Here is a 13823-nt window from a genome sequence, read left to right on the forward strand (position 1 = left end):
CCCGACCGGGACATGTCCTGATGCCAGGACAACACTCCTTGCCCCCCGCAGGCGCTGCCGTGCAGACATGGTACGCGCCGGGCCCGGGTCGGCGTCCGAACCACAGTCTCGCGCGCCTGTCGGACCCCCGCCGGTCAAGCCCCGGGTCAGTTCAGTTCCGGGTCAGTTCAGTTCCGGGTCGGCCGGCCAGCTCGCATAGATCGCCAGCTCGAGTGGCTGACGTCGCAGCACTCGCCGCCACAGCGTCTCCGGGGCGACGGTGAAGACATCGGCCGACTCACCCGGAACCACGTACCACGCGCCGTCGGCCAGCTCGGTCTCCAACTGCCCGGCCTCCCACCCCGAGTAGCCGGCGAAGATCCGCAGTCCGGAATAGGCGCCGGCGACCAGTTCGACCGGGGTGTCCAGGTGCAGCAGCCCGACATCACCGAAGGACCGCCGCCACCCCGGCGGGTCCTCCCGCGGCTCCAGCGGCCGGGCCAGACAGATCGCACCGTCGGGCGAGACCGGTCCACCGGTGAACATCACCCCCGGTTCGGACACCTGGTCCACCCACGCCGGCAGGACCGCTGCCAGCGGTACGTCGGAGAGCCGGTTCAGCACCACCCCGAGCGCACCGCCGGCATCTGCTTCCAGCATCAGCACCACGGTGTAGCCGAACCAGCCCTCGGTGTCGGCCACCGAGCTGACCAGCAGATCCCCGGTCTGCGGTGTCACCGGACTGCTCATCAGGACGGTCCCCGCATCAGGCAGTCGCGGCCTGCTTCGCCGCTTCCCGGACGGCTTCGGCGACCTCGGTGTGCACCTCGGGATGGAAGACGCTCGGGGTGATGTAGGAGGCGTTCAGTTCGTCGTCGGTGACCACCGCGGCCAGCGCGCGGGCAGCGGCGAGCAGCATGTCCTGGGTGATCTGGTTCGACTGGGCGTCCAGCAGCCCCCGGAAGACCCCGGGGAAGACGAGCACGTTGTTGATCTGGTTGGCGAAGTCGCTGCGCCCGGTGGCGACGACCTCGGCGTAGCGCGCAGCCTCCACCGGATCGATCTCCGGGATCGGGTTGGCCAGGGCGAAGACGACCGCCCGATCGGCCATGGTCGCGATGTCGTCCCCGGTGAGGATGTTCGGCGCCGACACACCGATGAAGACATCCGCTCCGGCCAGGGCTGCGGTCAGCGGACCGCTGAGATTGTCCGGATTGGTGTGCTCGGCGATCCACTGCAAGGAGGATTCCAGGCCGGGACGTCCGCGATGGATCAGCCCGTCGATGTCGGCGACGCAGACATTCGTCGCACCCGCGGCCAGCAGCAGCTTCAGGATCGCCGTCCCGGCAGCGCCGGCGCCGGACATCACGATCCGCACCGAGGGCAGTTCCTTGTCCACCACCCGCAGCGCGTTCAGCAGCGCGGCCAGGACGACGATCGCCGTACCGTGCTGATCGTCGTGGAAGACCGGGATGTCGAGCAGATCGCGCAGCCGTTCCTCGATCTCGAAGCAGCGGGGTGCGGAGATGTCCTCCAGGTTGATCCCACCGAACCCCGGAGCGAGGTTCTTCACCGCGGTGATGATCTCCTCGGTGTCGGTGGTGTCCAGGGCGATCGGCCAGGCATCGATCTCCCCGAAGCGGTGGAACAGGGCGGCCTTCCCCTCCATCACCGGCATCGCGGCCTCCGGCCCGATGTTGCCCAACCCCAGCACGGCGGTGCCGTCGGTGACCACGGCCACCGAATTGCGCTTGATGGTGAGCCGGCGGGCATCCTCGGGGTTGTCGGCGATCGCCCGGCAGACCCGGGCCACACCCGGGGTGTAGATCAGGCTCAGGTCGTCACGGTTGCGGATCGGATGCTTGGACTCCATGGAGATCTTGCCGCCCAGGTGCATCAGGAAGGTACGGTCGGAGACCCGGCCGACCTCGATGTCGGGAAGTTCCCGCAGGGCCGCCACCAGTTCGTCGGCATGTTCGGTGGAGGAGGCGCCGATGGTGACGTCGATCTGCAGCTTCTCGCCACCGGAGCCGGAGACGTCGAGGGCGGTGACGCTGCCCCCGACCCGCTCCACGGCGCTGGTCAGTTGGCTGATCGCCGCACCACCGGCGGGCGCATGCAGGCGCACGGTGATCGAATAGGCGATGGACGGTGCTGGTCGTTGGCTCTCGGCTGTCACCGCAGAATGATTGCACGTGCCGACCCCTCACCCCGCGCCGCAGGTCCCGCAGCCGATGTGGAACAGGCCACATTCGCCACCCCCGGCTTCGTGGTCGGCGACCGCTCAGACGTTGTGGCGTTGGTACGCCGGTGCGCGCTCCCCTCGCAGCGCCTGCCACATCCGTACCGCGTCGACCGTGGCCGCCACGTCGTGGGTGCGCACCAGGGAGGCTCCACGCTCCAGGCACCACATGGTGGCGGCCAGGGTCCCGGGCAGGCGGTCACCGGCCCGCCGGTCGAGGGTCTCGCCGATGAAGTCCTTGTTCGACACCGCCGCCAGCCACGGCCAACCCTGGGAGTTCAACACCTCGATGCCGCGCAGCAGTTCCAGGGTCTGCACGGTCGACTTGTTCAGGTCGGGCCCGGGGTCGATCACCAGCCGGTCGGGAGACACTCCGGCGGCGATGGCTCGCTCGGCCCGCCCGGCCAGGAACGTCGCCACCTCGGTGACGATGTCGTCGTAGTGCGGTGTCGGCAGATGGGTCCGCGGTGCCGCCAGACTGTGGGTGACGATCACCCCGGCTCCTGCGTCGGCGATCACACCGGCCAGTTCAGGGTCGGCCAGGCCGGAGGTGTCATTGATCACCGAGGCCCCGGCGGACAGGACGGCTGCCGCGACCTCGGAGCGCCAGGTGTCGACGCTGATGGTCAGTCCGTCGAGGTCGGACAGGGCCGCCACCAGCGGCCGTACCCGGTCGATCTCCTGGGCCACGGTGACCGGTTCGGCATCGGGAGAGAAGGGCACCCCACCGATGTCCACCCAGGTCGCACCGTCGCGGATCGCGCGCCGACAGGCATCGAGCGCGGGCTCGAAGTCGAAGGTCGCCCCATGATCATGGAAGGAGTCCCGGGTGCGGTTGACGATGGCCATCACCGAGGGACCCTTGTTGCTCAACACCTCTTCAGCCTAGAATGATCAAGGTTACTTTCCAGTAGGTAGTTGCGGGCGGACGTTCCGGCGGATCCGGCCGATGGTGTTCCGAACTCCCCCCGATGAGGAGGAAGTGATGGATGTGCTGTCGACGACCGTGTGGCGGACAGGTATGGACATCCACCAGTGGCGCACGCTGGTGAACACCTCGTTCGTCCCCGTGCAGGTCGATCCGCTCCACGGAATTCCCTTCGCCGGTGATCTGCACATGACCACCGTCAACGAGGTGACCGTCTTCGAGCTGGCGCAGACACCTCATGTGGTGCACCGCACCCCGGAGTTGATCGCCGCCTCCGAGGTGGCCGGCGGCGGCTTCTACAAGCTCAGTCTGCAGCGGGAAGGCATCGTCGACCTGATCCAGGACGGACGTACCGCGCACATCCGCCCGGGCGACGTCGCCATCTATGACACCACCCGTCCCTACGAACTCCGGGTGGAGACCGACAGCCGGTCGCTGATCCTGCTGTTCCCCCGTCGGATGGTCGATCTGACACCTTCCGATGTCGCCGAGGTGACCGCCCGGGTGTTCACCCGCGAGTCGGTCCTCGGACGGTTGGTCATCCCGTTCCTGGAGGGGCTGGGCGCCAACGTCGAACGGCTGCAGGGCCCGAGCGGCGCGAGGATGGTGAACACCGCCCTGGATCTGCTGGTCACCTTGTTGTCGAGTGAGATCGACCTCGATTCGGATCCGCGCCGACGTCTGGCCAAGGACGTGCAGCACTACATCGAGCAGCGCCTGGGCGATGCCACCATGACCCCGGCCTCGATCGCCAAGGCGCATTTCATCTCCACCCGGCATCTGCATGCGATCTTCTCCGAGGAGGGCGCCACGCTGTCGGCCTGGATCCGGGACCGCAGGTTGCAGCAGATCCGGCGCGAACTGGCCGACCCGCTGCATGCCGGCGATCCCCTGCAACAGATCGCCGCCCGCTGGGGGCTGCCCGGAGCGACCCATTTCTCGAAACTGTTCCGCCACACCTACGGCGAGAGCCCCAGCCACTTCCGTCGGCGGATGCTGGGCGCGATCGCCGCGCAGCGCGACACCGGTCGGCCGGATCCACAGCGCAGGGTGTCCTGACGAGACCACGAGGAAAGACGACAGCGGCGCCGTCCGTGGACGGCGCCGCTGGCAACAGGGTGGAGGTGGCGGGAATCGAACCCGCGTCCTCGAAGGGTGAACCAGGACTTCTCCGGGCGCAGCTGGTTGGGCGGTCTGCTCGGCCCCTGCACTCACACCAGCAAGTTGCAGCCGGGCCCAGTCACAGTTGAGTCCCGACTGTCCCCTGTGACGCAGGACAGCCAGCAAGCCTTCTAGACGAGGCCAACATCCGGAGCGAAGGCTAACTCCGGGTTGACCCTTCGGTCACTGCTCAGGCAGCGAGAGCGAAGTCAGTGCGCTTGTTGTCGGCACTTGTTGTTTTCCAAGGAGCATCAACGAGTTGACCTTGGATCCTCGGCCCGCTTCCCCTGGGACTACCGCCCCAAGTCGAAACCGATCACCCCCTGTTGAGTTGTCATGCTCGGCGGCGGACCGCCTCCGCATCACGTCACCCGCAGGCGACACCCGTACAAACACCGGGACCGGCAAGTATAGTCCCGCCGCCGGTGGCGAAATCAATCGAGTTCCCGGTCACCTACCGAACACCGCAGACGAGCCGAACACCGCTGACGTGGCTCCAGTTGCGAGAATCGGCCCGGCGATCGCCCTTTCGGTGATCTGGCGCCACCTCAGCGGTGCTGATCGGCCCGGATTCAGGCCTCGCGCGGCTGGAGCAACTGGATCAGGTTGCCGCAGGTGTCGTCGAGAACGGCCGTCACCGCACTGCCGATGTCGGTCGGCGGCTGAGTGAACCGCACCCCGAGCTCGGTCAGACGGGCATGCTCGGCCGCCAGGTCGGCCACCTCGAACTGGGCGATCGGGATCCCGTCGGCGACCAGTGCCTCGCGATACGGGCCGACCGCCGGATGCCCGGAGGGTTCCAGCAGAAGCTCCGGACCGTCGGGATCATCGGCACCGACCACGGTCAGCCAGAGGTCATCGCCCAGTGGCTCCTCGTGCTTGGTCCGGAAACCGAGTACCTCGGTGTAGAAGCGATGGGCTGCGCGCTGGTCGTCGACGAACACGCTGGTCAGTCTGATTCTCATGGGTCCTGTTTTCGTTCGGGCCAGCGACGAGCGATCTCGGCCAGCGGTCCTGGGTCGAAGTGGTGGAGCTTGGTACGGCCTTGACGCTCCGTGCGCACCAGGCCCGCCTCCTCCAGCACCGCCAGATGCTGGGAGATCGCCTGACGACTGGAGCTCAGCCCGTACCTCGTGGTGAGCGCACCACAGATCTCGAACAAACTGCGTCCGTCGCGCTCGACGAGCAGGTCGAGGATGATTCGCCTCGTCCGATCGTCGAGTGCCCGGAAGACGTCTGCCACACGCCGATCATATGCAAGCCCCGCCTTGCCTATCAAGTGCAAGCCTGGACTTGCCTGTCGGATGTTCCCAACCGCCGTCGACGAGGCCGTGCTCGCGGTTGCGTGGCCGCCATCGATCCCGGGCTCCTGTCCGGAGCTCGGCCTGCGGTTGGTCAACGATCGGCCTCGCCGGGACCGCAGGACCATGGGTTCGCCGGTGTCCTCGGGTAGCCTCGGCGCCGTGGATCGGATCGTGGACTGGGTCGTTGGCCTGATGGAACTGATCGGCGCCCCCGGCGCCGGTCTCGCTGTCGCACTGGAGAATCTCTTCCCGCCCATTCCGAGCGAGGTGATCCTGCCCCTGGCCGGTTTCACCGCCGCCCGCGGCGGAATGAACCTGGCCGAGGCCCTGATCTGGACCACTGCCGGTTCGCTGGTCGGCGCGCTCGCACTCTACGCACTCGGTGCCCTGATCGGTCGGGACCGGATCCGCTGGATCATCGACAAGATGCCGCTGGTCGACGTCGAGGACTACGACAAGACCGAGGCCTGGTTCATCAAGCACGGCAAGGGTGCGATCTTCTTCGGCCGGATGATCCCCATCTTCCGGAGCCTGATCTCGATCCCGGCCGGTGTCACCCGGATGTCGCTGCCGTTGTTCATCCTGTTCACGACCGCCGGTTCGGCGATCTGGAACACCATCTTCGTGATGGCCGGATACCTCCTGGGCGACAACTGGCACATCGTCGAGGAGTACGCCTCGATCTTCCAGAAGATCGTGATCGTGGTGGTGGTCGCCGCACTCGCCTACTGGTTGTTCCGACGGATCCAGAAGATCCGGGCGCGCCGGGCGCGCGGCGGCGAGGAGGTACCGGTGGACCCGTCGGCGGACACCTTGTCCGGGTACGGCCGGGATGAGCCGGGCCAGGACGAGTCGGGCCAGGACGAGTCGGGGCAGTTCGAGGCGGACTCGACCGGTCGCCCGGCATCGAGGCGAGCGGCGGCCGAGGAGGACCCGACAGGTCCGGGTCGAGCCCGCGACTGACCGTCAGTCCGACCGGCGCCGATGGTGCGAGGGGTCCAGCGCACCGGCTGCACGATCCTGACCGCGGAGCGGCCGCGCTGCGCCCGTACCCACCCACGCCATTAGGCTGTAGCGATGACCGAGAAACCGGAAGTCGATTTTCCCGAGGGCCCGCCTCCGAGCGAGCTGCAGATCACCGATCTCGTCGTCGGCGACGGCGAGGAGGCCAAGGCCGGACATGTGGTCGAGGTCGACTACGTCGGCGTCTCCTACAGCACCGGCGAGGAGTTCGACGCCAGCTACAACCGGGGCCAACCCCTGCGCTTCGGCCTCGGCGCACAACAGGTGATCCCCGGCTGGGACACCGGGATCCAGGGGATGAAGGTGGGTGGCCGCCGGCAGCTCGTGATCCCGCCCCATCTGGCCTACGGCGATGCCGGAGCCGGCGGCGTGATCAAGCCGGGTGAGACCTTGATCTTCATCTGTAATCTGCGTGGCGTGAGCTGAACCGATCGCACATGCGACGAACCCCCGAGGCAAACGCCTCGGGGGTTGCGTCATCTGCGGGTACGGACTGAGCCGGGCCGTCTCCGCGGTCCGGGTCACTTCTCCGACAGCGGTTTCCACGGGCTCAACCGCATCAGCGGGTTCGCCCAGTTGGCGCCGCTGAAGGCCTGCACCGAGCCGACGATGGTCATCGCCACCCAGGTGATCCAGCCCGCCCCCACCAGGAAGTCCAGGTCGAACGGCATGACTACGGTCAGCAGCGTCAGCAGGAAGAAGACCAGCGAGGAGACCAGGGTCCAGTTGAAGGACTTGGCCGCCTCCCGCTTCACATAACTGCCCTGAGGGGAGATGACGTAGACGAAGGCCGGTCCGATGATCCAGCTGATGAACGGCAGCAGGTGGGTGATGCCGGCCGTGGCCTTGGCACCGGGTACGTCGGCGCTGTTCCGGTTCGCCGGCGGCCGGTAGACCGGGTGCGGACCGAAGAACGGTGCCGCGGCCGGCACCAGGTCGGTGAAGGCTGCGTTGAGGTCGCCGCGGGTACGTGCGTTCATCGCCAGGTCGATCCGCTGGGAGAACTCGTCCTCGTCGATCCGGCCCTCGGCATAGGCGTCCTGCAGGAAGTGCTCGGCTCGTTCGCGCTCGACATTGCCGACTCGTTGCTGCTGCCCGGTGTACTCATCCATTGCGCCCATGCCGACCATTCTCCCCGATCGGGTCCGCTCACCCCATCGGGCCAAGCCCCCATTCGACCCCGAACCGGGTCCGACCACGGTCTGGGCGGCGGGTGGCAGCGCCTGGACGATGGCGGTTCACCGGCTGCGGTGGGTCACCAACTGCCGCCGCCGCCGCCACCGCCGCCGCCGCCGGAGAAGCCACCGCCGCCGAAGGAACTGCCACCGGAGCCGAACCCGCTGCCGGAGAATCCTCCCCCGCCGCCGGACGACGGTGGCGGCGGTGGCGGTGCCGCGGAGGTGTTCACCATGCTGGCGAAGGCATAGGCGTTGAAGAACTGGAACCCGGGCCCACCGGCGTACCAGTAGTAATCGGTTTGCGGGATGTATCCGGCCTGCATCGCCTGTTCACAGACCTTCTCCCAGCGGTCGGCCAGGTTGAACACGATCGCCCACGGCAGGTAGCGGGAGAAGATGTCCTGGCCCTCCTCGAACTTCAACTGGTTCGCCTCGGCCGTCGCCAGGTAGGTACGGAAGCCTTCCACCTGGTCGGTGATCGCCCGTCCCTCGGCGGTCCGGGTGCCGCTCTTCATTTTCGCCCGGACGACCAGCCAGGTGATGATCGGCCCGGCCAGCAGCAACATCGGCAGGAGCAGCAACCAGCCGATGTTGATCACGATCCAGCCCAGCACGAAGATCATGCCGATCGAACCGGTCCACTTCCCCGCCCGGCCGGCCCTCGGTCGGACCTTGAACCATCCGTGGGCGTGGACCTGATCCTCGATCACCTGTCGCAACTGGTCGGCAGGGCGTTCCAGTGAGGAGCGGCCGCCGATCGCCACCCGCTGTCCGGGGCGTTGCGGACCGGGGAACAGTGCGTTCAGGAAGACCGTGTCCTCCGGGTTCGCCGCGCGCCCGGGGTCGAGCAGTTCGACCTCGTAGTCGTCGGCCCGCTCCCCGTGGATCTTCACCGCACCCTTCACCGCCAGGTCGACCAGCACCGCGGCGGTCTCCTCTCCGGTGATCTTGCCGTCGATCACGTAACCGGCCTCACCGACCGGGATCTTCGGCGGTGCGAACGCGACCGGGATCTGCACAGTCTTGTCGTGTTTCACGATCTTCGCGTTCGCCGGATCGGTCGGTACGGTGCCCGGCGGAATCCCGGCGTACCGGTCGTCGCGGCCGTTGCGGCGGTACCAGAGCCAGCCGACCAACGGGGAGCCGAGGCCGATGGCTCCGAAGACGATCCCGCCGATGGTCAGGTCCCGCCGGTCTTCGGAGGACATCTTCGACCCGTCCTCGACCAGGATCGGCCCGACATTCGTCACCGCACCCTTGGTGATCGCGGCACCGATGCTCACACCCTCACCGGTTGCCAGGTCGCTTGCGCTGTAGGTCGCGACCCCCTCGTCGTCGACGCTGGTGGTGCAGGTCTCCGTGCTGCCGACGGCGCCTTGGAAACAGCTGGAGTCCTGGACGCCGTCGGGCACCTCGACACTGATCTCCACATTCTCGATCGGTGCGTCCCAGTCGAAACCGGTGGCGTCCCAGTAGAACTCGTCGAATCCGTCCTGCGCCCGCAGCGCCCCCTTGACGTCATAGCTGATGACATAGGTCTCGGAGGAGTCGACGGTTTGCGAGGAACTGCCGATCTGCAGGGTCATCGTCCGGTTCCGTCCGGACTCGTCCTCGGTCTCGGTGTAACGGGGGGACGCACCGGTCGGGCTCTGCACCGAGAGGTCGTCGATCTCGTAGACCATGTCCATCCCCGGGTTGTCCGGGTCCTCCTCGCGGATCGCGAGCTCCCGGTAGATCCCGTGTCGATCGGAGCCGGCGAAGGAGTAGTCGATGGTCTCGGTGACCTCGACCGTACCGTCGGCGTTGACCACATAGTCGATGTCGAAACTGGTGATCACATCACCGGACTCGGCGTGGGCCAGCCCTGGCAGCAGGCCGACGGTGGCCAGGGCCGTGGCCCCGGTCAGCGCCGCCGCGCGCATCGCGCCGCGCCGGATCCGCCCCGGGAGGTCGCTCCGCCGGGTGGTCGCGCCGTCCGCCTGCGTCATCGGCCCCTCCGGTTCAGCACCGCACCGCGGTTGCGTTGGGCCAGCGCCCGCTGGGCCTCCCGATCGGCATCGCGCTTGGCGATGGTCTGTCGCTTGTCGTACTCGCGTTTGCCGGTGGCCACCGCGATCTCGACCTTGGCGTACCCGTCGTTGAAGTAGATCGACAACGGGATCAAGGTGGTGCCGGAGTTCTGCAGCGCTCGCTCGATCCGGTCGATCTCGCGCCGGTTCAGCAGCAACTTCCGGGTCCGCCGGGCAGTGTGGTTGGTGTAGGTACCGTGCGAGTACTCCGGGATGTGGGCCGAGCGCAGCCACACCTCACCGTCGTCGACGGTGGCGAAGGCATCGGCCAGGGAGGCACGGCCGTCCCGTAGCGATTTCACCTCGGTCCCCTGCAGCACCAGACCCGCTTCGTAGGTGTCCCCGATGGCATAGTCGTGGCGCGCCTTCTTGTTCTGGGCGACGACACTGCGTCCTTTTTCGCGCGGCATGGCTACCATCATGCCCGCTGCGGGGCGCAGTCGAAGAAACTACGCCCCGCAGCGGTGCCGATCAGTCCGGTCGATCCGGGTCAGATGTTGACGCCGTTCTTCTTCAACCAGGCCCGCGGATCCTTGGCTGAGTAGACGCTGCCGGGGGTGGCGCCCTTCGGGTAGTACTCGAAGTGCAGGTGGGGTCCGGTCACGTTGCCGGTCGCACCGGTGTAGCCGATGATGTCGCCCTTCTTGACCACCTTGCCCTTGCTGGCGGACTTCCGGCTCATGTGGGCGTACAGGGTGGATTCGCCGTTGCTGTGGCGCAGGATCACGTGGTTGCCGGCCCAGCCACCAGCGGTCGAGCTCAGCACCACTCCGTCCTTGGCGGCACGGATCGGGGTGCCGGTGTAGACACCGGCGAAGTCGAGACCGGTGTGGTAGCGGGCCCAGAGACCGGTCTGGCCGAAGACTGCCGAGATCCGGTAGTTGCCGGGCTTGATTGGAGAGACAGCCGCCGCGGAACTCGTCTTGGTCGCGTCGCGGGAGGAGTCGGACTTCTTCTTCTTCTCCTTCTCGGCCTTCTTCTTCTCCTCTTCCTTCTTCTTCTCGGCCTTCTTCTCTTCTTCCTTCTTCTTCTCGGCGGCTTCCTTGTCCTTCTTCGCCTTGGCCTCGCGCTCCTTGCGCTCCTTCTCGGCCTTCTTCGCCTGCTCGGCCTCGTACTCCTCGAGCTTCTCCTGGGCTTCCTCGGACTCAGCAGCCATCTCAGCCACCCGGTCCTTGTCCGCCTCGACCTGGGTCTCGACCTCTGCCTGGGCGTCGGATTTCGCGGCCACGAGCGCGCTGATTCGCGATTCCTCGGCCTGCGCCTCGGACTCCAGTTCCTGCATGTTCGACAGATTCGTCGCGGCTGCCTCACGCTCGGCCTCGGCCTCTGCTTCGGCCTCGGCCTGGGCCTTCTTGGCCGCCTCCAGCTTCTGCTGTGCCTCCTCCAGTGCATCCAACTTGGCCTGGGTGGCGTTGAACATGGTGGTCGACCACTGAGCGCGGGTCTGCAGTGTGCCGGCGGTGGTGTTGTCGACCACCATGGCCAGTCCGACCAGGCTGTTCTGCTTCTGGTACTGCTCGCGAACGACCTCACCGGCCTTCTCGCGCTGTTCCTCGACCCGCTTCTGGTTCGCCGCCACTGCGGCCTTGGCCTGTTCCAGCTTCTCCTGCGCTTCGGCCAGACGCTCCTGGGACTCCTCGTCGCGCTCCTGCGCGTCGGCGAGCTCTCCTTGGATCCGGTTCAACTCCGAGCGAGCATCGTCGAGCTGGCTCTCGGCATCGGCCAGGGCAGAACGGGCCGATTCCAGATCATTGGAGCTGTCGTCCAGTTGGCTCTCGGCCTCGGTCAGCTTCTTCTCCGCCTTGTCGGCGTCATCGGACGGGTCGGCGAAGGCCGGGGCGGTCAGGCCGATGGTCAACGCCACCGCCGCCACTGCCGTGGCAGCACGGCGGACGAGGCGCCGCGACACCGGCGGCACGCAGAACCCGTACCACGGGGTTGCGGAATCCTGAGCTTTTCCGGATTCGGTGTTTCCGGGTCTTTGCGACTTTGCGGCCGCTAGGGGAAGTTGCCGGTCCACTGTCCATCTCCAAATCGGTCTCAGGTGTGCGACCCGTCCGGAAGCCCCGGATCAGACCCGCAGATACCTGCGTGTAGCTATCAACGTCGGAACAATGCTTAACACCAGAGCCACGATTGCAACCCCGAGGCAGGCCCAAAGCACTTGTTGCGGGCCAATCCAAGGTGAAGCCTGAATCAAGACTTGAGCGTTTTCGGTGATCAGGAAGAACACAGCTGCGGCGAGAGTCGCACAGGCCAGTGCGGCACCGACCACGGCCGCCAGCAGCGCCTCCAGCACGAACGGCATCACGATGTAGAGGTTGGAGGCACCCACCAGACGCATGATCCCGATGTCGCGGCGCCGGGCGAAGGCCGCCACCCGTACCATGTTGCCGATCTGCAGCGCGGCGGCGGCCAGCAACAGGCCGGAGGCGATGATCGCGCCCCACTGCAGGACCCCCAGCCACTGGAACAGCGGATCGAGGATCTCGTGCAGGTCCTGGATGGCCTGCACCCCCGGCAGGCCGGAGATCGCGGTGACGACTCCCTGGTACTCCTCCGGGTTCACCAGCTTCACCCGGAAGGATTCCTGCATGTCCTCCACCCGCAGGGTGTCCTGGATCGGGCTGCCCTCGAAGGCCCGGCGGAACTCGTCGTAGGCCATCTGCTTGGTCTCGAAGTAGACCTCCTGCACCTCGGGGTTCGTGTCCAGAGCCTGCTCGATGGTGCTGCGCTGGGCGTCGGTGATCTCCTCACCGGAGCAGTTCTGTCCCTCCGAGGAGGCATTGCAGAGGAAGACCGAGATCTCGACCTTGTCGTACCAGCTGTCCTTCATCAGGTTGACCTGCTGGAACGCCAACAGACCGGCCCCGAACAGGGACAGCGACACCCACATCGTGACGATCACCGCGAGGTTCATCGTCAGGTTGCGACGCAGACCCGAAAAGGTCTCGGAAAGCATGTGGCGCATCAGTGTTCCTCAGAAGTTCTGTGTGATCGGCGGGCCGGGTAGGCGTCACTGTGTGCCATAGACGCCCCTGCGCTGGTCACGTACCAGTTCGCCGTCGTCGAGCTCGATCACCCGGCGGCGCATCTGGTCGACGATCGTGGAGTCATGGGTGGCCATGATCACGGTGGTGTCGGCCCGGTTGATCCGGTCCAGCAGTTTCATGATCCCGACGCTGGTCGCCGGGTCCAGGTTTCCGGTCGGCTCATCGGCGATCAGGATCTTCGGCTTGTTCACCACGGCCCGGGCGATCGCCACCCGCTGCTGCTCACCGCCGGACAGTTCCTCGACCAGCCGATCGGCCTTGTTCGACAGGCCCACCAGTTCGAGGGTCTCGGGGACGACCTGCTTGATGTGGGCCCGGGACTTGCCGATCACCCTCTGGGCGAAGGCGACATTGTCGGCCACCGACTGGCCGGGACGGAGCCGGAAGTCCTGGAAGACCGTGCCGATCTCGCGGCGCAGCTTCGGCACCTTCCAGCGCGGCAGCTCGGTCAGGTCGCGACCGGCGACCCAGACCTTGCCCGAGGTGGGCTGATACTCCCGCAGCACCAGCCGCAGGAAGGTCGACTTGCCCGAGCCGGAGGTACCGACCAGGAACACGAACTCGCCGGCGCCGATCTCCACCGAGACGTCACGCAGTGCGGGACGGCGTTGATGCTCGTAGGTCTTGGTCACATTGTCGAACTGGATCACGGTGTTGCCCTCGGCCGGCTAGACGAGACCTGCGCAGGCAGCACTGATACAGCTGCTGACCGGCAGGGGATACGGCCGCTTGCAGTCTAGGCAGTCACTCAACAAATTCTTGGGAACACGCCGCGTGTTGCCGATCTCGGCACCGCGAGCGGTTGATCGGGAGAGCCCCCGCTTGAGACAGCCTCAGATCGAGACGCGTCCGGTTGAGACAGCGTCCGGTCGAGACGCGTCCGGTC

General features: G+C 66.7%; 14 protein-coding genes and 1 other RNA gene. 3 read left to right on the plus strand and 12 right to left on the minus strand.

The genetic code is table 11. The features are described from left to right. Window positions 1-162 precede the first annotated feature (162 nt). From CLV29_RS06885 to folP, 3 genes are all read right to left on the minus strand, one after another. Window positions 163-729, minus strand: a complete 567-nt coding sequence (locus CLV29_RS06885) for a YqgE/AlgH family protein (RefSeq protein ID WP_133754209.1) — start codon at window positions 727-729, stop codon at window positions 163-165. Window positions 730-745: 16 nt separating this feature from the next. Next, window positions 746-2158, minus strand: coding sequence for an NAD-dependent malic enzyme (locus tag CLV29_RS06890; protein ID WP_133754210.1), 1413 nt, complete (start codon window positions 2156-2158; stop codon window positions 746-748). A gap of 105 nt (window positions 2159-2263) precedes the next feature. After that, window positions 2264-3097 (minus strand): dihydropteroate synthase, encoded by an 834-nt coding sequence (folP, locus tag CLV29_RS06895; RefSeq protein WP_208292795.1) that lies wholly within the window; start codon window positions 3095-3097, stop codon window positions 2264-2266. Between the two features lie 109 nt (window positions 3098-3206). On the opposite strand from folP, the gene CLV29_RS06900 reads away from it, so the two are divergent. Next, entirely contained in the window at window positions 3207-4208 is a 1002-nt protein-coding gene (locus CLV29_RS06900) for an AraC-like ligand-binding domain-containing protein (RefSeq protein ID WP_133754211.1), read from the plus strand. A 57-nt stretch (window positions 4209-4265) separates the two neighbouring features. Here the strand turns inward: CLV29_RS06900 and ssrA are convergent. The 3 genes from ssrA to CLV29_RS16440 form a co-directional block, all read right to left on the minus strand. Beyond that, window positions 4266-4634, minus strand: a transfer-messenger RNA (tmRNA) gene (gene ssrA, locus CLV29_RS06905). Between the two features lie 248 nt (window positions 4635-4882). Beyond that, entirely contained in the window at window positions 4883-5275 is a 393-nt protein-coding gene (locus tag CLV29_RS06910; RefSeq protein ID WP_133754212.1) for a VOC family protein, read from the minus strand. Beyond that, window positions 5272-5553 (minus strand): ArsR/SmtB family transcription factor, encoded by a 282-nt coding sequence (locus CLV29_RS16440; RefSeq protein WP_208292796.1) that lies wholly within the window; start codon window positions 5551-5553, stop codon window positions 5272-5274. Before CLV29_RS16440 ends, CLV29_RS06910 begins: the two co-directional genes overlap by 4 nt. A 220-nt stretch (window positions 5554-5773) precedes the next feature. Between CLV29_RS16440 and CLV29_RS06920 the strand changes: the two genes are divergently transcribed. After that, window positions 5774-6577 carry a DedA family protein gene (locus tag CLV29_RS06920; RefSeq protein ID WP_243831777.1) on the plus strand — a complete coding sequence of 268 codons (804 nt, stop codon included), beginning with the start codon at window positions 5774-5776 and terminating at the stop codon, window positions 6575-6577. A 114-nt stretch (window positions 6578-6691) separates the two neighbouring features. After that, window positions 6692-7063, plus strand: a complete 372-nt coding sequence (locus CLV29_RS06925; RefSeq protein ID WP_133754215.1) for an FKBP-type peptidyl-prolyl cis-trans isomerase — start codon at window positions 6692-6694, stop codon at window positions 7061-7063. Window positions 7064-7158: 95 nt separating this feature from the next. Here CLV29_RS06925 and CLV29_RS06930 read toward each other — a convergent pair whose 3' ends face one another. The 6 genes from CLV29_RS06930 to ftsE all read right to left on the minus strand — a co-directional run bounded on the left by CLV29_RS06930 (window position 7159) and on the right by ftsE (window position 13587). After that, entirely contained in the window at window positions 7159-7758 is a 600-nt protein-coding gene (locus CLV29_RS06930) for a DUF1707 SHOCT-like domain-containing protein (protein WP_166649160.1), read from the minus strand. A 134-nt stretch (window positions 7759-7892) separates the two neighbouring features. Further along, complete coding sequence (locus tag CLV29_RS06935; RefSeq protein WP_133754217.1) at window positions 7893-9803, minus strand: DUF2207 domain-containing protein; 1911 nt, start codon at window positions 9801-9803, stop codon at window positions 7893-7895. Continuing rightward, window positions 9800-10294: an SsrA-binding protein SmpB gene (gene smpB / locus CLV29_RS06940; protein WP_133754218.1), complete on the minus strand. Its 495-nt coding sequence runs from the start codon at window positions 10292-10294 to the stop codon at window positions 9800-9802. The genes CLV29_RS06935 and smpB overlap by 4 nt, the downstream gene beginning before the upstream one ends. An 80-nt stretch (window positions 10295-10374) precedes the next feature. After that, window positions 10375-11793 (minus strand): M23 family metallopeptidase, encoded by a 1419-nt coding sequence (locus tag CLV29_RS06945; protein WP_133754219.1) that lies wholly within the window; start codon window positions 11791-11793, stop codon window positions 10375-10377. Between the two features lie 162 nt (window positions 11794-11955). After that, on the minus strand, window positions 11956-12855 hold the full coding sequence (gene ftsX, locus CLV29_RS06950) for a permease-like cell division protein FtsX (protein WP_133754220.1): 900 nt from the start codon (window positions 12853-12855) through the stop codon (window positions 11956-11958). Window positions 12856-12900: 45 nt separating this feature from the next. Continuing rightward, complete coding sequence (ftsE, locus tag CLV29_RS06955) at window positions 12901-13587, minus strand: cell division ATP-binding protein FtsE (RefSeq protein ID WP_133754221.1); 687 nt, start codon at window positions 13585-13587, stop codon at window positions 12901-12903. Window positions 13588-13823: the final 236 nt, after the last annotated feature.

Source organism: Naumannella halotolerans, from assembly GCF_004364645.1.
GTDB classification, from domain to species: domain Bacteria; phylum Actinomycetota; class Actinomycetes; order Propionibacteriales; family Propionibacteriaceae; genus Naumannella; species Naumannella halotolerans.

Excerpts from the sequence above, each read along its gene's own strand:
- CLV29_RS06900 (WP_133754211.1), top strand. The coding sequence starts at position 3,207 with ATGGATGTGCTGTCGACGACCGTGTGGCGGACAGGTATGGACATCCAC.
- CLV29_RS06910 (WP_133754212.1), bottom strand. The coding sequence starts at position 5,275 with ATGAGAATCAGACTGACCAGCGTGTTCGTCGACGACCAGCGCGCAGCC.
- CLV29_RS06925 (WP_133754215.1), top strand. The coding sequence starts at position 6,692 with ATGACCGAGAAACCGGAAGTCGATTTTCCCGAGGGCCCGCCTCCGAGC.
- smpB (WP_133754218.1), bottom strand. The coding sequence starts at position 10,294 with ATGCCGCGCGAAAAAGGACGCAGTGTCGTCGCCCAGAACAAGAAGGCG.
- CLV29_RS06935 (WP_133754217.1), bottom strand. The coding sequence starts at position 9,803 with ATGACGCAGGCGGACGGCGCGACCACCCGGCGGAGCGACCTCCCGGGG.
- CLV29_RS06885 (WP_133754209.1), bottom strand. The coding sequence starts at position 729 with ATGAGCAGTCCGGTGACACCGCAGACCGGGGATCTGCTGGTCAGCTCG.
- ftsX (WP_133754220.1), bottom strand. The coding sequence starts at position 12,855 with ATGCGCCACATGCTTTCCGAGACCTTTTCGGGTCTGCGTCGCAACCTG.
- CLV29_RS06930 (WP_166649160.1), bottom strand. The coding sequence starts at position 7,758 with ATGGGCGCAATGGATGAGTACACCGGGCAGCAGCAACGAGTCGGCAAT.